Genomic DNA, 21,893 nt, shown 5'->3' with positions numbered 1-21,893 from the left:
GTCATCTGGCTTGCCATTTGAATGAATCCTCTATCAATAAAAATGTGGCTGTTAATAATTTGCTTTACTCACATATAAACAATAAATAAGGATAATTATGAATATTTTAATGGTACTAACCTCACACGACCGTCTAGGCGATACTGGTAAAAAGACAGGATTTTGGCTAGAAGAATTTGCAGCTCCTTACTATGCGTTTCTCGATGCGGGTGCTAATGTCACTCTAGCGTCTCCTGCAGGTGGTCAGCCACCACTAGATCCTAGTAGCGATACTGAAGATACACAAACCAAAGATACCAAGCGTTTTAAAGACGACAAAGAGGCGCAAGAGCACTTGGCCAATACCAAGAAACTTGCTGACATGGAAGTAGAAGATTTTGATTCAGTCTTTTATCCAGGTGGTCATGGTCCATTGTGGGACTTGGCAGTAGATAAGAACTCTATCGAATTGATCGAGAATTTCGTCAAGCAAGACAAGCCTGTTGCCTTTGTTTGTCATGCACCTGGCGCGCTTAAAAGCGTTAAAGTTGATGGCGAGTACTTAGTAAAAGGTAAAACCGTTACTGGCTTTACCAACTCAGAAGAAGAAGCGGCTGGCCTAACAGACGTGGTGCCTTTCTTAGTAGAAGATGTCTTGAAAGCCAACGGTGGTAACTATGAAAAAGCCGCTGATTGGGAAGAGTTTGTGGTCGAAGATGGTTTATTGATCACAGGTCAAAACCCAGCCTCATCAGAAGAAGCGGCTAAGCGTTTGATCAACAAGCTCAAAGGTTAATATCATGATTCGCTTACATCACCTTAATCAGTCACGTTCGTTGCGTACGCTTTGGCTCTTAGAAGAGCTAGGCGTGCCTTATGAAGTGGTCAGTCATCAGCGCGATGCCAAGACTCATTTGGCACCGGATTCTTTAAAAGCGGTGCATCCACTCGGTAAATCTCCAGTTATCGAGATGGACGGCCAAATTTATGCTGAATCAGGGGCCATTACTGAGTTACTGATTGAGCGATTTGCGCCCGAGCGTCTACGTCCTGCGACAGACAGCTCGGACTATGGGTATTATCTACAGTGGATTGACTTTGCAGAAAGCTCGCTGATGTTGCCATTAATGCTTGAACTATTTACCAAAAAAGCAGGCATTGATGACAATGAGTTTTTGAATGGCTATATCGATAGAGAAAAAACCAGATTGTTTGAATATCTGGATGCTTCGGTTGAAGGTAAGTCGTTCATTGTGGGTGATAAACTAAGTGGTGCTGATTTTATGCTGTCATTTGACTTAATCATTCTTGCTAAGCGCCAAAAGCTTGACGCGTATCCAAATATCAGACAGTATGCCGAACAGCTGGCTCGTCTTGATAGCTATCAGCGCGCTATGCAGCTAGAGGCTAAGTACGATCAATCTGTTTAGCATTGCATCATAATTGACAGACCAATTTTCCGATACACACAAACAGCTCTGTATAGAGCTGTTTTTTATGCGTGCTTTATTTTACGATTGCATGAATAACCATCGAATTATAGTCATCAATGTTACATAAGAAAATTAAGCTGTAGAGCAAATAAATTGCTCAGCACCATCCATCAATTACGTGTCGATGACAAAAGCACGATAAAATTTATGATAAAATCCTTTCTGAATTTTCTGGGTTATCTTTCAGATACCATCAGTGAGTTGACTGGCGTTTCACGCTATAAATGCTAACTGCACTGACCTGACTCCCCGCCTGGCATCTGTCCTATATCACTCTACTTCCTTATACAGATTGTGGTACGCCCATGAGTAAAGAATACCAGTTTAAGCCCCACGAACAGCCAATAATGGTGGGCTCTCCAGCCAATCCTGACCATCCGGCACGCCGTAAAGTATTTTATTTGCTCATTGGGATTTTTGTGGGTCTTACAGCCAGCTTCCAAAATGGTCTACTTGTCGCCAACCTGACGCAAATTCAGGGTCAGCTAGGCTTAACGCCAGCTGAAGGTGGTTGGATATCGGTCAGTTATAATATGACCAATGCCTGTATCACCGTTCTGCTGTACAAAATTCGTCAGCAATTTGGCATGTCGCTTTTTAGCAAAATCACCCTGTCATTTTTGTTAGCCGCCACTAGTCTACAGTGGCTGATCAGCAGTCACTTGTTAGACACACCTAATATTAGCATTGAGCCCTATTATTTAGAGATTGTCGCTAGGGGACTTAGTGGTATGGTGGCAAGTGGTATGACCATATTGGGCTTGTTTTATTGTCTTCAGGGTATGCCAACCGTCAAACGTACTAGTGGTCTCATATTGGGTTTTGGTCTGGTACAGTTTGGTATTCCATTATCACGTGTCATCTCGCCCTACCTCGCCATCGACGGTCAGCTTGAAAACTTATTTTTATTTCAATTTGGTCTGGCGCTGATTTGTTTTGGGCTGATTAATATATTAGAGCTACCACCAGGGAATACAGAAAAAGTATTTGAGAAATTGGATTTTGTAAGCTTTGGTTTTTTTGCTAGTGGTCTGGCTGCATTGGCTGTCGTTTTGGTACAAGGTCGAATTTTATGGTGGACAACACCTTGGCTCGTCTATCCACTGATAATTGCTATCGTCGGGATTAGCATCGCGTTATGGATTGAGACGCATCGCAAAAATCCGATGCTACAAGTGCGCTGGATGCGTAGCCGCAATATTATTGCATTCATGGTGACGGGCGCTGTCATGCGGATTTTGCTATCTGAGCAAAACGTCGGAGCGGCAGGATTGCTCGCTAACCTCGGCTACGGTAACGATCAGCTGGTTACTTTTTATGTTGTTATTATAGCCGCCAGTGCACTGGCTTTGATTATTAGTATTTTTAGTACCAATGCGATGGATTTGCGCCGACCTGTTATTTTTGCCGTGGCATTGATTGCCTTAGGTTCTTGGATGGATGTTGGTGTGTCAACTAATTCAGCACCCTATATGTTTTATCTCAGCCAGTTTTTGATTGCCTTTGCCGCGGTGTATTTTATGGGGCCTTTGGTTTTTGAAGGGTTTTTGCGGGCTATTGGCAGTGGCCCTGCGTATATTATTAGTTTTTCAGTGATTTTTGGCATCTCCCAAACAGTTGGCGGACTGGCAGGTGCGGCAGCCATTCAGGCATTTACGACCATTCGTACACAAATGCATTATGCAGATATGGTCAGCTCATTGAATTTGGGCGATCCTGCATTTAGCGCTCAGGTGGCAGGCACTCGTAACATGCTGTCGAATCAGACCACTGACGCGGCCCAAGCAAATATCGGTGCAATGAGCCAAGTACTGCAAGGTATTCAGCGCCAAGCAACAGTTTCAGCATACAGCGACCTGTTTTTTCTGATGGCCTGTCTTGCTACTGCCGTTACGATTATTTTGCTGCTCAATTATCTTTATAACCGCTACCATAAGCGCAATCCACTGGCCAAAGAGCTCGCCGTCATCGCCAAGATGCGCGAAACAAAATAATTCAACTTATTATCTTAGTGATTTTTTATCATATTTATTTATAGTCAAACCAATCAGATATCTGCTTATTAACATTTAGGAGCATGTCATGAGCCAAGAAAAACCAAATGAGTTTAATAAAATACCTCAGACGTCAACTGATGCTCCAGCAACAGACACACGTACAGAGTCTGCTACGGCTCCAGTAGAGACCGCTACAAGCGCTACGCAAAAGAAAACGGATACATCCGAGATACAAGCAGCTACTGATACGCCTGATAGCGTGCGTGAGGATAACTCTGTAGAAGGCTCTATAGAAAATCAAGACGATGATAATGAAACGCCTATGCCGCCAAAAGAGCCGATATCAAATACGGCTGGCTGGTCTCCCAAGAAAAAATCCTATCTAAATTTGGGATTATTGATTGCGCTGATTGTCATTGGTGTGGCCTTGATTTTATATGCTTGGAAGCTGCCACCATTTACGCCTACTGTGCAACAAACCAATAACGCCTTTGTCAAAGGTCAAACCACTATTATTAGTCCGCAAGTTTCCGGCTATGTCACCGAAGTGGCGGTGCAGGATTTTGCTGATGTAAAAGCGGGCGATCTACTGATAAAAATAGATGATCGAACGTTTCAACAGCAACTTGAACAAGCCGAGGCCAATACTGAAGTGGCGATCACCAGTCGCTCTACCAATGTTCAAGACACGCAATCTAGCCAAGCACAAATCGAAGCACGCAAAGCAGACTTATATAGTGCCAAGATCAATGTCGAGAGCGCTCGTGAAGACGTCAATCGCTATCAGGGCTTAGATGCTATCGGTGCGGTATCAAAAGCAGAAGTGGCTCATATCAAAGCAAAGCTGGCTCAAGCACAGGCAAGTGTGCAACAGGCTGAAGCCAATTTACAAGCCGCGCAACAAAACCGCGCCAAAACCAGTGGTACCCAACCCTCGCTGGACGCAAATATCAAAAGTGCTGAGGCAGGTGTGAAGCAAGCACAAATTAATCTCGATAATACGATCATCACAGCACCTGAGTCCGGTCAGCTGAGCCAAGTCAGTGTCAAAGAAGGCCAGTACGTTAGCGCGGGCACCCAGCTCATGTATATCGTGCCAAAAGGCATTTGGATTATCGCAAACTTTAAGGAAACCCAAATAGCTAGTATGGCAATCGGCGAACCAGCTACTATTCATGTAGATGCGCTTGGCGGTGCCAAATTTACGGGGCATGTGAGCAACATCTCACCAGCCACTGGCAGTGAGTTTAGTGCAGGTGCCGCCAATCCTGCGACAGGTAACTATATAAAAATTGCGCAGCGCATCCCAGTACGTATCGACTTGGATCCGAACCAACCTGAGCTTGCACGCTTGCGTCCTGGCATGTCCGTCTCTGTGGATGTCGATACCAATGCCAAATAATGCCAAATAAAGCAAATAACTGATATAAAAAAGCCACTCTAAATACCCGAGAAACTGGATATAGAGTGGCTTTTTTATATTTTTAAATGAGCTAGGATTTCAAAATCAGCCAAACACTATGGTAGTAGACGCTTGGTCGTCCAGCTTTCAGCGCTTTGGCTATCACCATCTTGCGTATATACGATGCGGTCATGCATACGGTTGGCGCGACCTTGCCAGAACTCGATTTTTTCAACCGTAATCTCATACCCACCCCAAAACGCTGGCGTTGGCACTGTGGTGTTTTCTGGATATTTGGCCTGAAGTTGCTCGAACGTTTGCTCCATCACCTCACGATTGGCGACTTCGCCACTTTGCGGCTGACTGACCCAAGCACCTATTTGGCTATCATGTGGACGTTTTTGAAAATAGGCAGCAGATTTTTCAGCGTCAATTTTAGCAATACGACCGCTAATGCGAACTTGACGCTCAAGCTCATGCCAAAAAAACAGCGCTTCAGCATTGGGGTTTGCTGCAACGTCCTGTCCTTTCGCGCTGTCATAATTGGTATAAAAAACAATACCTGTATCCGTAATTTCACGCAGTAACACGATACGGACGCTAGGTTTATTGTCTGCACCGCAAGTTGCCAAACTCATAGCATAAGGTTCTTGCACTTTTTGCGCTATTGCCTCATCCATCCAAGCCTTAAATAGCTCAAATGGTGACGCTGGTACTGACTGTTGATCAAGCGCGCCTTTTTCATATGAAAGGCGCTGGTCGGTAAAGTCCATGCTCATGGTCATTCCTTATTATAAAATTATGACATTTCAACATTGTAATCTTGAGTGCTAAGCTTTGAATATTAAGCTTTGAATATTAAGCTTTGAATACTATTAGCCTAATACCGACTTGATAAGATCGGCCAAATCATTTGCCATCACATCACACTCTATCTCATCATCGGACTCAACCATGACTCGAATCATAGGCTCTGTACCTGATTGGCGAATAAGAAGACGACCACGACCTTCTAAAGTCGTCTGTGCTTTGTCAAAAGCGGCGACCAGTTCTTCATGCTTGTATGGGTCTTGCATCTGAGACAGACGTACATTGACCAGCTTCTGTGGTAGTACGTCAAACCCTTCGACCAGCTCACTCAGTGCACGTCCTTGCGCTTGCATCACAGCCAATACTTGCAACCCTGCTATGATCGCATCGCCTGTACGGCTTTTGTCCAGGCACAGAATATGTCCAGACGGCTCACCGCCTAGTATCCAGCCATTGGCCTCCAAGTCTTGCATGACATAGCGGTCGCCTACTTTTGCACGAGTAAAATCAATATCAGCCGCCTTTAGTGCCAACTCTAATCCCATATTACTCATGAGCGTACCAACGACGCCTTGCGCTTTGGTGAGTCCTTGGGTCGCGAGCACATATAAGATACCGTCACCATCAACCAGCTTACCTGTCTCATCAACCATCACAATGCGATCGCCATCACCATCTAATGCGATACCAACATCTGCTTCATGCTCAAGCACCGCTTTTTGCAGACCTTCAGGATGAGTAGAGCCACACTCAGCATTGATATTGATGCCGTCTGGAGTGTTATTGATAGCGATAACATTAGCACCAAGCTCCCGCATGACTCTAGGTGCGACGCTATAGCCTGCACCATTGGCACAATCAACCACGACGGTCAGATGGCTAAGATCATACTGATATGGGAAGCTGCCTTTGCAAAATTCAATGTATCGACCTTTTGCATCGTCAATTCGGCGGTTTTTGCCTAGGTTTGCAGGGTCAAGAATCGGCATCGCTGCTTCTTTACTATCCGTGTCATTTATAATCGCTGCTAGTTTTTCGTTGATGGCATTCTGCATCTCATCACTGATTTTTTTGCCACTACCTGAGAAGAACTTGATACCGTTATCATAATAAGGATTATGTGACGCTGAGATAACCACACCCGCATCGGCATTAAAACTGCGAGTCAAATGTGCAATCGCTGGCGTCGGTAATGGACCAAGCATATAAACATCGACGCCAGCCCCGTTAAAACCTGCTTGCAGAGCAGCTTCAATGACATAACCTGAGAGACGAGTATCTTTACCGATGACCACACTTGGTTTGCGCGTAGAATTTTCGTTGGCTTCTATGAGCACCTGTCCAGTCGCATAACCCAGTTTTAAAATAAAGTCAGGGGTAATAGGCAATTCACCAAATTTTCCACGGATACCATCAGTGCCAAAGTAACTCATTATTTATATTCCTCAAGTCTAAAAATAAAAGGCCAAGCGTATACGCAGGCAATACTGCTATTGTAATAATATGCTTTTATATTCTACAAAAAAAACAGCCAACAATAACAAAGCATTGTTGACTGTTTGTATCTTAACGTCACTACAGCTCTGCAACTGGGCCAGTTCTCAAACAGTGCAGAGCTATAAAATACCGATTAGTTTACACGGTAGTTCGGCGCTTCTTTCGTGATCTGTACATCATGAACATGCGACTCTTTCATGCCTGCTGATGTGACTTTGATAAACTGTGGGTTGGTGCGCATATCTTCGATAGTCGCAGAGCCTGTATAGCCCATTGATGAGCGTAAGCCACCAGCCAATTGGTTGACAATACCAGCGACAGGTCCTTTATAAGGAACGCGGCCTTCAATACCTTCTGGTACGAGCTTCTCTACGCCATCTTTGGCATCTTGGAAATAACGATCCGATGAGCCGTTTGATCCAGACATTGCACCCAGACTACCCATACCGCGGTAAGCTTTGTAATAACGGCCTTGGAACAGCTCAACTTCACCTGGTGCCTCTTCCGTACCAGCCATTAGTGAGCCTACCATAATGCACGATGCACCAGCCGCAATCGCTTTTGCCATGTCACCTGAGTAGCGGATACCGCCATCAGCGATTAATGGGATGCTGTCTTTTAATGCGCTAGCAACATTATCAATAGCTGATATTTGTGGTACACCAATACCGGCAATGATACGCGTGGTACAGATAGATCCAGGGCCGATACCGACTTTTACCGCATCAGCGCCAGCATCACGTAGTGCAAGTGCCGCTTCGCCTGTTGCGATGTTGCCACCGATAACTTGAACATGCGGATAGTTTTTCTTGATCCAAGAGACTTTTTCAATTACGCCTTTTGAGTGACCATGCGCCGTATCCACTACGATCACATCAACATCAGCAGCGATTAATGCTTCGACGCGTGCTTGCGTGTCTGCACCTGTACCAACCGCTGCACCAACACGCAGACGACCTTTCTCGTCTTTACACGCATTTGGATTGTTTTCGGCTTTGGCAAAATCATTGACCGTAATTAAACCACGTAAGCGGAAGTTGTCGTCGATAACGATGACTTTTTCGATGCGATGCTCATGTAGCAATTTTTTGATATTCTCGTTGCTCTCACCTTCATGTACGGTGACCAACTGCTCTTTTGGTGTCATGATCTGACTAACTGGCAATGACAAGTTGGTCTCAAAACGCCAATCTCTGTGAGTCACGATACCTACTACGTTGTCTGTACCCTTTTCGACCACAGGTACGCCTGAGATATTATTGTCTTGCGTCAAGCGTAGCAATTCACCAATCGTCATCTCTGGATGTACGGTGATTGGGTCAACAACCGTACCCGCTTCAAACTTTTTGACGCGGCGTACTTGTGTGGCCTGCTTTTCGATGTCCATGCTCTTATGCAAGATACCCATACCACCAAGCTGAGCCATCGTGATCGCCATTTCAGACTCAGTGACGGTATCCATAGCAGCAGAGATCAGCGGAAGGTTTAGCGTGATGTTTTTGGTCAAACGGGTAGACAGATCGGCAGTTTTTGGCAGAACTTCAGAATAGGCTGGCAATAATAAAACGTCATCAAAGGTTAAGGCTTCATCGACAATTCGCAACATACAGACCCCTAGTGGTGGTTATTTTGATGGGTAGGAGCTCAGAGTTAGGCATATCAATTATTGCAACTGCATACACAGTGCTGACACATGGCTAACCACTCAGTTATCCTATAAAAATAACGCCACATTATAACAAATAAGCACCTCTCTGACATACTATATTTGTCAGATTATTTTACACAAATACGTCTTCAGCGATAATAAACATACACTATATGTTTAATGACGCTTTTTTATAGCGAATAGCTCTCCTTGAACGTTACAGACTTTCTGTTAACGTAAAACGCTCTGTCGGCAAATACTTGTTTTGCTGCTGATGCAAGTAGCCAAGCATCTGCTCACGCACTTCGCAAGCAAGCGTCCATGCTTCTATGGGACCTACTGCTGAAACAGCACCGCGCAGCTGAATGGTGTTTTCTGTCACTTCAACAACAAATATTTCGGGCTCAGTTTCATTGTCCCAAAGCTCATTATCTTTAGTTACTGAGATAAACTGCTGGCGAATGGCCTTTATATCTGCACCATAATCAATGTATAAAAACACAGGACAGGTCTGATGCACTTCTGTATGTGACCAGTTCTCTACCCTTTCAGTGATCAACTGGCGCATCGGCACAATTAATCGACGCTCATCCCATGTTTTGAGTACCGCATAAGTGTAACGCAAGTCTTCCACAGTGCTGAAATTACCATCCATTATCACGCTATCGCCAATCCGTACAGGCTGCGTCACTGCCACCTGCACCCCAGCAATGATGTTACCCAATATAGGCTGAGCGGCGATACCAATAACCACGCCAGCAATACCAGCTGAAGTCAGTAAGGTTTTGCCAAGACCTTCCATGTTGGCAAACTCACTCAGTCCTATCCAGATACTACCCAATATCATGACAAAAATGAAAACGCGGCGGAATATCGACACATAAGTGCGACGACGGCGCACTTTATCAAAATGCTCTTCTCCTAGGTTTTCAATCTGCATGTCTTGGTAACGATTGGCAAAAAAATTAATAGTACGAATGCCTAGCCACATCGCACTAAATACCAACCCCGTCCAAATCAGCGGACGGGTTGATGAAGCCACTGCATCTAGATAAGGAAAACCACCAGAAACTAAGGTAAAAACGAGCGAAAAACTGATGGTAAAGGTCAAAGGCACGGTTAGCTTATTGGCCAAATCTGCCACGCCATTGGCACTGCCAGCAGAGATGTTGTATTTTTCATTATCAACATAACGGCTGATGAGTTTTTCCGTGCTTTTACTTAGTATCCAACCTACGCCCATGGTAAATAAGAAAAACATGATGAGCGCTGAAAACTCCCATAAGGCAATACCAAAAAACTGGAATTTTAACCAAGTAGGTAGATAACGCTCAAACTCCGATGGATGATATTGTTTATAAAGATTTTCAATATTACCCACTGTCTGCGCAGAGAACATCCAAACTGGCGCCTGATCACCTACCCTTACCCGCTCCAAGTAAACAGGAACACGACGTTCTCGGTACTCGATATAACCCAGCTGGATAGAGCGTCTAGGGATACCCATGACACTACTGTCGTTACCCAGTGGTGGTTCAATCAGACCATCAGGACGATCGGGCATATCATCAAATACGTATAGCTCTTTTTCGGATAGTAAAAAATCAAGCTGCTTGGTCAAATCAAGCGAACGGGTACGCTGGTTTTTCTCATCAATCAGATTCATATTGAGTGCATAAGCGGCCAAATCATACTGCTGCTTCATCACCGCAGATTGAAAAAACCCCAAAGTCGCAAGCGGCGTCGCCAAATTTGGTGGCTCAGCTAATGGTGGTAACCCGACATTGAGCTTGTTGAGTAAGTAGTAATTCTCGCTATACTCCCCTGTCAGTCCCACGTCACCTTGCAACGTCCCTGCTTGCTGTACCGCGCTACGCTCAGTGGGATCAAATATCTCTTCGGTAATACCAGAGACGCTAATATTTTCGTCTTTGATTGTATTTATTTGTTGGACAGCGTACTCAGCCAAATTGTCAGGTTTGCTAGCGACTTGTGAGCGGCCTTCCTCATTTGCTGCACTGGCAGGTATATAGATAGCGCTGATGGCTATAATAAGAAACCCTAAAACTACCTGCAGTGCATTGTAGCGGATATTATTACGCTCTACATCGCGGCGGTGACCACCGTCAATATCCATTGCTATGCCACGATCATCAGCATTACTATTTTTAAGAGTATTCATATTTTCAAAGCCACTGGTCTACAAAAGGAACGGATATAAAAGGAATGGATATAAAAAGTGCATTCGGTATGCTTTAACCTAATGCACTCTGCAAAAAAAAGCCAGCGTGAGCTGACTTAATTTATTAGCATGCGTATGTAATCTGATGCACAGCGTCTATATATCTATGCGCGGCGCCATGTTGTACCAGCGCGGCTGTCTTCAAGCTCAATACCAGCCTCTTTTAGCCGCTCGCGTATTTCATCAGCACGCGCAAAGTTTTTGTTGGTTTTGGCATCGGCACGCTCGACGATCAATCCGTCAATAGCCGCATCAGTCAAACCATCTTCTGCTTTATCACCAATCACCGCTTGCAAAAACTGCTGCACAGGTTGTTGTAAGATATTCAACACCTGTGCCAGTGCTTTTAATTGCTGTGCCAACTGCCATGCTGTCTCGACTTCTTCAGCTTTGATGGCTTTATTGATGTCGCGTGCCAGACCAAATAAAACACTAATCGCTGTTGAGCTATTGAAGTCATCATTCATGGCTTTAATAAAATCTTGTCCAGCAGCCGTACGATAAGCTTCGCTCGTCAAGTTGTCATCGATTACGATTGTTTGCCCTTTTTGCTGTTCAGCCAGTTTTAACGCATTATACAGTCTGCTTAGGCTATTATGGGCTTCATCTAATGCGCTATCAGAGAAATTAACTTGGCTACGATAATGGCTAGATAATAAGAAAAAACGCACCGTTTCAGGCAAGTATTTTGCTATAACATCGCGAATGGTTGAGAAATTAGCCAACGACTTGGACATTTTTTCGCCGTCAACATTGATAAACCCGACGTGCATCCAGTTACGCGCGTACTCGCAACCCGTCGCTGCCTCAGACTGGGCAATTTCATTCTCATGATGCGGGAACTGCAAGTCGTGACCGCCGCCATGAATATCAAAGGTATTGCCCAAGCACTTGGTCGACATGGCCGAGCATTCAATATGCCAACCCGGACGCCCCTGCCCCCAAGGTGACGCCCATTGCGGCTCATCAGGTTTCGCCGCTTTCCAAAGCACAAAGTCAAATGGGTTGCGCTTATCGTTTTCGACATCGACACGTGAACCTGCCTGCATCTCATCAAGATTGCGCTTAGACAATTTGCCATAATTCGCAAAACTATCAACAGCATAGTAGACATCGCCATTGTCGCCTGCATACGCATAGTCACCTGTGACCAGCGTCTCAATCATTTGCTGCATATCATCGATATGATCAGTCGCGCGCGGCTCAGCATCAGGTGCCAAGCAGCCAAGGGCTGCAAAATCCTCGTGCATCGCTGTAATAAAGCGCTGGGTCAACGCCCCAATCTCTTCGCCATTTTCAGCGGCGCGCGCAATGATTTTGTCATCGATATCAGTGATATTACGCACGTAATTGACGTCATAACCCAATTGGGTGAGCCAACGTACCACCATATCAAATCCAATCATCATTCGAGCGTGCCCGATATGACAATAGTCATAGACGGTCATACCACACACATACATACCCACCTTCCCTGCTTTGAGCGGTTCAAACGGACGCTTGCCGCCAGTCAGTGAGTCATAAATAGCAAGTTGAGACATCGCATCTGCAAGTGGTGTGGTCATAATAAAAGAGCCTTTTAGCATAAATAAAATAAATAAATTGAAAATATCAGCCGCAGCAAGTAAGCAAGCCGTACCGATGATATGATTATAATTTTAACGTAACCCATTATCTTAGCGAAAACAGGCGTAAAATACTACAATGAGCAGGCAACTACCACCATTCAATCATAAAAACCGTTAAGGATATAAAGATGGGCAATCGATTAAGCAAAATATACACGCGTACTGGAGATGATGGCAGCACGGGTATGGCTGATGGCAGTCGACTCAGTAAAGCTGACAATCTGTTCGGTGTCATGGGTGATATCGACGAGCTCAACTCACATATCGGACTGGTGCGTGCTCAACTACAAAGAAACAAAGGCCAATCGATTAGTAAGGATTTTTCTCAAGCCTTAGTTATTATTCAGCATCTATTGTTCAATATCGGCGGTGAGCTTGCCATGCCAGAATATGAGGGCGTCAATGCCACCCATATCGAGTGGCTAGAGCAACAAATCGATATGATGAATACCACGCTGCCACCACTAAAAGACTTTATTTTACCCACAGGCTCTGTACTGGTGAGCCAGTTGCATGTCGCACGTAGTGTGTGTCGCCGAGCTGAGCGCCAAGCTGTGTTATTGCAGGAGCAGCGCCCAGCAGCCATACGCCGCACTGCCATCAGCTTTATCAATCGTTTATCTGATTGGTTGTTTGTCGCTGCGCGCTTTTGTACAGATCCCGAACAAGTCTCTGAAGTACTATGGGACAGTCAAGTCTTGCAAAACTTCGCTGACAATCGCTAGTGAATTAAACCTAATCTTGCTAGCATTCTCTGACCTAGGTTGATTTTTCGAATATAAAAAAACCCGCAGCACTCATGTTACGGGGTTTTTATTACTTAGCAATATCTATCGACTACCAGTTGCTAACTACTCATAAAATTGCAAATTAGTAAGTGGCGCTATCATCTTCAATGATGACCATATCGATGGTTTCATCTTTCGGCACTGATTTTGGCGTCGCTGGCGTTACTGGTTTTTTGGTCTCAGTAGTAGCCGCTGCTTGATTGTTTTCTGTCGAGCTGTTTTGGTTGCTGGTAGGTTTATTGATGGTTGGCGGCGTCGCAGGTTCAGTAGGACGAATTGGCTCAACTGGCGTGATGGTTCTAGGCTGCTGACGAGCGGGTGCTGCTTGAGTATTATTGTTACTGCTTTGGGCTGCTGCACGTCGCTCAGCACGCTCCTCATCCATCGCAGATTTCAACACAGAGCCTGCCATCACATCTGAAACCACAGTAATCAACGCTGGCTGTCCAGCAATACGCGTGCGCACTTGCCCGCCTTGAGTACCGACAACATAAGTAAAGGCGTCATCAACGAGCATGTTGTTATTGATACGGATATTGTCTTGCGCCAAACGAGATTGCAGGCTTGGCTGATTGTTAGCCGCTTGCACTTGACTGGCTTGATACAAGTCTTCACTTGGCAATGTCATGCTGACACTTGCTTGGCACGTTGTCATACCATTGTCATTGGCTTTTTGTAGTATGGCAGCGTTTTGTACATCGATAACCACGCCATTTATTTTTTCAGTGACAACGCCGCTTTCTAGACTAATCTCGGCATCATTGGCATAATTAGCAGCCAACGCTTGTGCCTGTTGGTTGAGCGTATTTTTTAAAGCAGATTTGAGACGGTCTTGTACCATCGGGTCATCACAATTGATAGCAGGAGCGACGGCACTTTCGGTCGCTACTGGCTCTTGTTCCGTCATCTCTGCCGTATCGGCAGTATCTTCTTTCTCTGAGCGATCACAGCCTGCAAGCGCCAAACCACATACTATTCCGATTCCAGCCACTTTATGCCACTTGCTCAAACTTATATTTGCTACGCTCATATTTACTTCACTCCCAATTTACTGGTTCTTACCGCCACTGATGGACAATATTTAACACTCAAACTGCATGGCAGACTTATAAAACAATGGTGTCATTAACGGTCTGCGATAGATTTGAAAACCACATCATTATACGGTGTTTGGTTGAAATGGTCATTAGTGTAGCCCATGGATATACAAATAGCGCCCCTCATTATGGGTAAAACCTGCGTTTGGTTGCAAAAACATAACAAATACTAGAGAAACATCAGACGCAAAGTATAAAGTATATTGGTCACGCCACAAATTCTATTAGACGTTGATGTCATGACAATATATGATGAGTCGTAAAATCAGTCAGTAGTCATGTGATATGGTAAATTTTAAAAACACGCGTTTATTAGGTCATCGTGGCGCTCGCGGAGAGAGTTTAGAGAATACCTTTTCAGGTTTTAAGTATTCTCAAAATCTAACCTCACAAGGCTTGGCAGGGGTTGAATTTGATATTCAACTGAATGCCGATGGTCACTTGATTGTGTTCCATGACGATGATTTGGAGCGTATGTGCGGTCAACAGTCGCGTATTGATCAGCTCGGGCTCACAGAGATTCAGTGCCGCTTACAATTCGGGCAGCCAATCATGACTTTAGCCAATATAGCGCCTGTACTGAGAGGATTTAGGGTGATTGAGCTTGAGATTAAAACGCACAATCGAACCAATTATGCAGTATTGATCAATGCACTGGCGCAAGAGCTTATCGATACACCGCTTGCCAGCTTACCAGTGGTGCTGACCAGCTTTGATGTGGAGCTGCATAATCGGTTGCAACGCCACAGACTATTATCTCGCATACCGCGAGGATTATTGATTCGCACGCCAACTGCCTTGGCAAAAGCGACATACACTGCCCTACAGCTTGGCTGCGTTCAATTGGGTATTCATTATCCGCTTTTAACCCAAGCGATTATCAAGCACAGTCACCGTTATGGGCTACCCGTGAGCGCTTGGACGGTCAATGATGTCCATACGATTGAACAGCTTATAAGCTGGAATACCGACGTGATTATTACTGACTTTCCACGTCATTTATTATTACCTTGAACTGTCTATCCATATTTTTTCACTTTTAGATAAATCTCTTTTTTCACCCTTACAGTCCCTACATATCTATAGCGTTACTTACACTTCCCCTTAATGCCTGACAAGTTATCGGCATTTTTGACTCATACAGTCTATAATTCATACAAGTTATTGTTATTTAGCAATATTTTTATAGTGTATAAGTGTTCACTTTATATGATTTTTCAGGTACTATGGGGACTTAAATTAATACCGTTAGGGATATTATATGATTGCAAAAAAAGCACTTGGCTTACCGCTTAAAGGCTTACGTTTCGCTATCAAATCTGGCGATACCTTTGTAAAGAACGCCAGCACTCAAGTCACGCGTTTCAAGACTCGTTTTGATGAAAAGAAAGCGCAAATGGCTCTTGACGAGCAGCCTACGGCAAAACGCAACTACGCTAACGCTTCTGAGCAAACGGATGTTCTGACAAAAGAGCAAAGCATTGATATGCGTGAGTTTGAATTTACCAAAGCACCAATTAACTGGATTCCAGCGGCTATTTTAGTAGCGACGCCAATTGCTGCTGCTGTGATTACGCCATGGTATCTATGGACTCATGAAGTTAGCGCTCCTGTTTGGGGTGTGTTTGGTGCCTTTATGGTATGGACAGGTATCAGTATCACGGCGGGTTACCATCGTCTGCTATCGCACCGTGCTTACAAAGCGCATCCAATCGTCAAAAACTTTTTATTGTTAGGTTCAACCTTAGCCGTACAAGGCTCAGCGTTTGATTGGGTTTCTGGACATCGTACTCACCATCGTCATGTAGATGATCGTTTGGACGATCCATATTCAGCACAGCGTGGTTTTTGGTTCAGCCATATTGGTTGGATGCTACGCAACTACCCTAGCGGTAAATTTGATTATAAAAACATTCCTGATTTGACCAAAGACAGAGTCTTACAGATTCAGCATAAATATTATGGTTTGTGGGTAGTTGCCATGAATGTTGGTATGGTTGCTGCTATTGGTTGGCTCATTGGTGATGTTTGGGGTACTTTACTGATCGCTGGTTTGCTGCGCTTGGTATTAACTCATCACTTCACCTTCTTCATCAATTCGCTATGTCATATGTTTGGTACACGTCCTTATACGGATACTAATAGTGCTCGTGATAACTTTTTCTTAGCTATCTTTACGTGGGGCGAGGGTTATCATAACTATCATCATTTCTTCCAGTACGACTATCGTAATGGCGTAAAATGGTGGCAATATGATCCAACAAAATGGTTGATTGCTGGTTTATCAAAAATCGGTTTAACGACGGATTTGCGTACTGTTGATGATACGACTATTAAGCATGCCGAAGTGCAAATGCAGTTCAAAGCAGCACAACAGCAGATCGATACAGCCACAAGCACTGGGCTTGATCTTCCTCATGCGATGAAGAGCTTCCAAGACCGCATTAAGTTTGAATACGATGCATTTAAACAAACTGTCGAAGAATGGCAATCACTGAAAGCTCAAACTATTGAAATGAAAAAAATAGAATGTGCTGATCGCTTACGTGAAGTTGATGATAAATTGAAGCATGATTATGCTAAGATTGAGCAAAAAATTCTTGAGCATAATAATAACTTGAAAAATGCTTTTCGCTCTATTGGTATCAGCAAAAAAGCCGCCTAACTGGTTTTTATAAGTTATCGTAATTGTCAGGTTTCTCCTTCCCTCTATCTGCCCTAGATAGGGGGATTTTTTTGTTTATAATTTATGGTTTATGTCACTACCTCTACTTTTAATAATCTTATCATCGTAGTAAATGATGAAATATATAGGCTCAATCGTTGCAACCTCCAACCTAGAGACAGTAACCAACTATAGTCAATCAATACTAAAAGTGGTACAAGGCAGACGAGTGCAAGTACTACAGTAGTAGGCTAAACGAGTCTAACGCTGTAACACTTTAATAGTGGTTCGACTATAATCCACTAAACTCAGCTCACCCAAAGTAGCTAGTTTTATTTTTTGGCTAGATATTACAAGAGATGGACAGAGTGCAACGATGCCATATGAGTGCTATGTTATAGTGACATTCTCACTTTTATATTTTAATGGAAACGGCCTGTATGCGTTATCAAAATACTTATGTCAATCTCGACACGCGCCTTTATCATGAGCAGCCGCCCACGCCACTGGACACTCCACGTGCTGGACACTTCAATACCCAAGTCGCACAGCAATTAGGTTGGGCAGACAATGAAGATCTGATGACCAATTGGGTTGAGATATTGGGTGGCCAATATGTGCCATCTGACTTTAAACCATTAGCAATGGCATATGCAGGTCATCAGTTCGGACAATGGGCTGGGCAACTGGGTGACGGACGCGGTTTGCTGATGGCGCAAGTGCTCGATAGCAACGGACAACCACAAGACTTGCACATCAAAGGGGCTGGCCTGACGCCCTACTCACGCATGGGTGACGGACGTGCGGTCTTACGTAGTACGATTCGAGAGTACTTATGCGGTCACGCATTGACGCAGCTTGGTATCTCCTCTTCTAATGCCTTGGGGTTTGTTGTCTCTGATACGAGAGTGCGCCGTGAGCGTATCGAAGCGGGTGCGGCATTGATGCGTGTCGCTGATAGCCATATTCGCCTTGGTCATGTTGAATGGATTGCCAGCTTTGCACCTGACTTACTCGGTGAGTTTACCGACTATATGATTGATACTTATTATCCAGAGTGCCGCGATAGCGATGCGCCCATAGCAGCTTTTTTGACTTCAGTCGTTGAGCGCACTGCTCGGATGATTGCTGATTGGCAACTGATTGGCTTTGCACATGGTGTGATGAACACGGATAACTTATCTATTACAGGTAGCACTTTGGATTTCGGGCCGTTTGGCTTTATGGAGCGCTTCAATCCTGCATGGATTAACAATCATTCTGACCATACTGGTCGCTACGCCTACCAAAACCAGCCTGCTATCGGTCATTGGAATCTGAACGTTTGGCTGCCGCATTTTATGCGCCTGCAAGGTATTAGCCGTGAGACGCTCTCTGAGTGTTTGGCACCTTACGAAGCAACCTTTATGCAGCATTATCAGCAAGGTCTATGCCGCAAGCTTGGACTACCACACCAAAGCGACAGCTTGAGCCTAGCTTTTGAATGGTTAACGTTGTTAGAAGACAACTTGCTCGATTATACCAATAGTTTCCGTGCGCTCCTCGGTTTGGTCGCGCCGAACGATCACCCATATGAGCAAAAATTACTGACTACCATGACTACTGAATTAAGCAGTGATGCACAGCAAGTGTGGCAAGATTGGTCTATACGTTATCTGGCACAGGTTGAGCAATCATCAACTGTGCAAGCAATCAACGATATGCAGACCAATAACCCTGTGTACGTTTTGCGTAATAGTATGGCGCAGCGTGCCATTACTGCCGCAGAGCAAGGTCAGTTTGAAGAAGTCGATCGTGTCTATCGCCTGCTAGCTAATCCTTATCACGTCCAAGATATCGCGACTGATCTCGATACGAGTACACCGGCGCCGAACGTACCGCAAATGCCTATTAGCTGCTCATCTTAATATGGATGTATACTGTAATATTTTGAAATATTGTTAAATTAAGGTTGATATTTGTCTGTGTTTTTTGGCATTATCAACCAGATAAATAACGAATATCATTTTATTATATTATTCGCACGCTTCTATACGGTCGACTAGGCAGCGAATTGCCAATAATGGTAGAATGACTATTTTTGCTAGATTGCTTTTTTGACCTGATTTTTGATCAACGACCGCGATTCTGATGGTCGTTAGTCATTTAACGTTCAAAGCCCTTTGCTGATGATTATAATCATTCAATTATTTCTGAGGGTTAGACGTTTTTTATCACCATTTAATTTATTCCAATTTATTCCAACCATGGCAATTATTATGAATGACGATACCACTTCGAATACGGATAACCTCAGTACAGAAAAAGAGCAGTTTGAACAAGCTGCCTTACATTACCATGAGTTTCCACGCCCAGGTAAAATCTCAGTAACTCCAACTAAGCAGCTGGCTAACCAACGCGATCTAGCACTCGCCTACTCTCCAGGTGTGGCTGTACCGTGTCTTGAGATCCAAAAAGATCCAAAGCTCGCTTCTAAATATACGGCACGTAACAACTTAGTTGGTGTCATCACTAACGGTACTGCCGTACTAGGTCTGGGCAATATCGGTCCATTGGCATCAAAACCAGTGATGGAAGGTAAAGGCGTTCTATTCAAAAAGTTCGCAGGTATCGACGTTTTTGATATTGAAATTGACCAAAATGATCCAGATAAGTTCATCGAAGCTGTTGCTTCTCTTGAGCCTACCTTTGGTGGTATCAACTTAGAAGATATCAAAGCACCAGAATGTTTCAAAATTGAGCGCGTATTACGTGAGCGTATGAACATTCCTGTGTTCCATGATGATCAACATGGCACCTCAATCATTGTTGCCGCAGCGATGCTTAATGCGCTATTGATCACTGGCAAAAAAATCGAAGAAATTAAAGTTGTCTGTTCAGGTGCAGGTGCAGCCGCCATCTCTTGTCTAGACATCATTTGCGCGCTTGGTGTTAATAAAAACAACATTATTGTTTCAGATTCACGTGGCATTATCAGCACTAGTCGTGAAAACCTTGATGAAACCAAACAACGTTATGCTCGTGAGACAACCGCTACCTCTATCGAAGAAGTGATGGACGATGTGGATATGTTCTTAGGTCTATCTATGCCAGGTACTCTATCAGAAGATATGGTTAGCCGTATGGCAAAAGATCCTATTGTCTTTGCACTTGCCAACCCAACACCTGAAATCATGCCAGAATTGGCACATGCGGTACGTCCAGACGTCATCATGGCAACTGGTCGCTCAGATTATCCAAACCAAGTAAACAACGCACTATGCTTCCCATACATCTTCCGGGGTGCATTGGACGTTGGTGCGACAACCGTCAACGAAGAGATGAAAGTCGCTTGCGTAAAAGCCATCGCTGCCATGGCACACGTCGAAGCAACCCCTACGACCAACGTCAGAAACATCGAGACGATGAAAAGCTTCGGTCGTGATTACCTAATCCCTGGCCCACTAGAGCCAAACCTAATTATCGAGATTGCCTCTGCGGTTGCCAAAGCGGCAATGGACTCAGGCGTAGCGACACTGCCAATCGAAGACATGAAGGCATATCGTCAGCGTCTGTCTGAGTTTGTCTACAACTCTGCGTTTGTTATGAAGCCTATCTTTGCACGCGCTAAGTCTGCGCCAAAGCGTATCGTATACTGTGAAGGCGAAGACAATAATATCTTATTGGCCGTACAAGTGGTCGTCGATGAAGGCTTGGCTCAGCCAATCTTGGTTGGTCGTCCAGCAGTCATCAACGATCACATCAATAAGTTGGGCTTACGTCTAAAAGATGGCGAAAACATCACGATCGTCAACCAAGATGATGATCCTCGCTACAAAGACTACTGGCAGGGCTACTACGAGAAAAACAAGCGCCGCGGCGTGAGTATCGAGCTTGCTCGTCGTGATGTTCGCCGTAAAACCACGTTGATTGGTTCTTTATTGGTTGACAACGGTGATGCTGACGGTATGGTTTGTGGTACCTTTAGTGACTACCAGATGCACCTAAAGTATGTCGAAAGCGTCATTGGCAAAAAAGAAGGCATCAATGATTTTTATTCGATGAATGCCGTATTGATGCAAGATCGCAACATCTTTATCGCTGATACATACGTACATGAAGATCCAACCGCTGAGCAGTTGGCTGAAATGACCGTTCTGGCTGCCGATCAAATCCGCCGTTTTGGTATCACGCCACGTGTTGCATTAGTCTCTCATTCAAACTTTGGCGCTTCAAATCTTGCCAGCGCGGTCAAAATGCGCAAGGTTCATGAGCTACTAACTGACATGAATGTCGACTTTGATTTTGAAGGCGAGATGCAAGGAGATGCCGCACTGAATGAACATATCCGCCTAAACGATATGCCATCAAGCCCACTAAAAGGCGCTGCGAACTTGCTGATCTTGCCAACGCTTGACGCCTCAAATATTGCCTTTAATTTACTTAAAACGGCAACCAGCAGTGCGTCTATTGGACCTATCTTGTTAGGTACGAATAAGCCAGTTCATATCTTGACGCCATCAGCGACTGCTCGCGGTATCGTCAATATGACGGCATTGACTGTGACTGAAGCACAAGATTTAGAAAGCGAAAAATAATCAGACGTCCTACTTCGTATGATTATGTGATTCAAAAGGGCTCTGTCATCCATTGGCAGGGCCTTTTTGC

Annotated in this window: 15 protein-coding genes; 9 read left to right on the top strand and 6 right to left on the bottom strand. The window is 44.5% G+C overall.

Annotation, left to right across the window (positions count from 1 at the left end):
• Positions 1-97: 97 nt before the first annotated feature.
• The 4 genes from PSBA01_RS11040 to PSBA01_RS11025 all read left to right on the top strand — a co-directional run bounded on the left by PSBA01_RS11040 (position 98) and on the right by PSBA01_RS11025 (position 4,871).
• Complete coding sequence (locus PSBA01_RS11040; RefSeq protein ID WP_058024517.1) at positions 98-775, top strand: type 1 glutamine amidotransferase domain-containing protein; 678 nt, start codon at positions 98-100, stop codon at positions 773-775.
• A gap of 4 nt (positions 776-779) precedes the next feature.
• Positions 780-1,409: a glutathione S-transferase family protein gene (locus PSBA01_RS11035; protein WP_186474361.1), complete on the top strand. Its 630-nt coding sequence runs from the start codon at positions 780-782 to the stop codon at positions 1,407-1,409.
• A gap of 368 nt (positions 1,410-1,777) precedes the next feature.
• Entirely contained in the window at positions 1,778-3,466 is a 1,689-nt protein-coding gene (locus PSBA01_RS11030; protein ID WP_186474359.1) for an MFS transporter, read from the top strand.
• Positions 3,467-3,554: 88 nt separating this feature from the next.
• Positions 3,555-4,871 carry an HlyD family secretion protein gene (locus PSBA01_RS11025; RefSeq protein ID WP_186474357.1) on the top strand — a complete coding sequence of 439 codons (1,317 nt, stop codon included), beginning with the start codon at positions 3,555-3,557 and terminating at the stop codon, positions 4,869-4,871.
• Positions 4,872-4,987: 116 nt separating this feature from the next.
• Here the strand turns inward: PSBA01_RS11025 and pdxH are convergent, their stop codons facing one another.
• The 5 genes from pdxH to cysS form a co-directional block, all read right to left on the bottom strand.
• The gene (gene pdxH, locus PSBA01_RS11020; RefSeq protein WP_186475525.1) at positions 4,988-5,644 is read right to left on the bottom strand and encodes a pyridoxamine 5'-phosphate oxidase; all 657 of its coding nucleotides are present in this window, start codon (positions 5,642-5,644) and stop codon (positions 4,988-4,990) included.
• A 102-nt stretch (positions 5,645-5,746) separates the two neighbouring features.
• Entirely contained in the window at positions 5,747-7,114 is a 1,368-nt protein-coding gene (gene glmM, locus PSBA01_RS11015) for a phosphoglucosamine mutase (RefSeq protein ID WP_186474355.1), read from the bottom strand.
• A 197-nt stretch (positions 7,115-7,311) separates the two neighbouring features.
• Positions 7,312-8,784, bottom strand: a complete 1,473-nt coding sequence (gene guaB / locus PSBA01_RS11010) for an IMP dehydrogenase (RefSeq protein WP_186474353.1) — start codon at positions 8,782-8,784, stop codon at positions 7,312-7,314.
• Positions 8,785-9,043: 259 nt separating this feature from the next.
• A complete protein-coding gene (locus tag PSBA01_RS11005) occupies positions 9,044-11,008 on the bottom strand; it encodes a mechanosensitive ion channel family protein (protein ID WP_228724575.1) in 1,965 nt (654 codons plus the stop codon).
• A gap of 164 nt (positions 11,009-11,172) precedes the next feature.
• Positions 11,173-12,633 (bottom strand): cysteine--tRNA ligase, encoded by a 1,461-nt coding sequence (cysS, locus tag PSBA01_RS11000; protein WP_071001731.1) that lies wholly within the window; start codon positions 12,631-12,633, stop codon positions 11,173-11,175.
• 191 nt (positions 12,634-12,824) lie between these two features.
• On the opposite strand from cysS, the gene PSBA01_RS10995 reads away from it, so the two are divergent.
• Positions 12,825-13,421 carry a cob(I)yrinic acid a,c-diamide adenosyltransferase gene (locus PSBA01_RS10995; protein ID WP_071001732.1) on the top strand — a complete coding sequence of 199 codons (597 nt, stop codon included), beginning with the start codon at positions 12,825-12,827 and terminating at the stop codon, positions 13,419-13,421.
• Positions 13,422-13,566: 145 nt separating this feature from the next.
• On the opposite strand, the gene PSBA01_RS10990 is transcribed toward PSBA01_RS10995, so the two are convergent.
• On the bottom strand, positions 13,567-14,514 hold the full coding sequence (locus PSBA01_RS10990) for a hypothetical protein (protein WP_186474352.1): 948 nt from the start codon (positions 14,512-14,514) through the stop codon (positions 13,567-13,569).
• 352 nt (positions 14,515-14,866) lie between these two features.
• Here PSBA01_RS10990 and PSBA01_RS10985 point away from each other — a divergent pair, with 352 nt between their 5' ends.
• The 4 genes from PSBA01_RS10985 (at position 14,867) to PSBA01_RS10970 (ending at position 21,823) form a co-directional block, all read left to right on the top strand.
• Positions 14,867-15,595: a glycerophosphodiester phosphodiesterase gene (locus PSBA01_RS10985; RefSeq protein WP_186474351.1), complete on the top strand. Its 729-nt coding sequence runs from the start codon at positions 14,867-14,869 to the stop codon at positions 15,593-15,595.
• 472 nt (positions 15,596-16,067) lie between these two features.
• Complete coding sequence (locus tag PSBA01_RS10980) at positions 16,068-17,246, top strand: acyl-CoA desaturase (protein ID WP_186475523.1); 1,179 nt, start codon at positions 16,068-16,070, stop codon at positions 17,244-17,246.
• 440 nt (positions 17,247-17,686) lie between these two features.
• Positions 17,687-19,153 (top strand): protein adenylyltransferase SelO, encoded by a 1,467-nt coding sequence (locus PSBA01_RS10975; RefSeq protein WP_186474350.1) that lies wholly within the window; start codon positions 17,687-17,689, stop codon positions 19,151-19,153.
• Positions 19,154-19,504: 351 nt separating this feature from the next.
• Positions 19,505-21,823: an NADP-dependent malic enzyme gene (locus PSBA01_RS10970; RefSeq protein ID WP_186474349.1), complete on the top strand. Its 2,319-nt coding sequence runs from the start codon at positions 19,505-19,507 to the stop codon at positions 21,821-21,823.
• Positions 21,824-21,893: the final 70 nt, after the last annotated feature.

Source organism: Psychrobacter sp. KCTC 72983, assembly GCF_014280455.1.
GTDB classification, from domain to species: Bacteria; Pseudomonadota; Gammaproteobacteria; order Pseudomonadales; family Moraxellaceae; genus Psychrobacter; species Psychrobacter pacificensis.
This window is presented reverse-complemented; position numbering and strand designations above follow the sequence as displayed.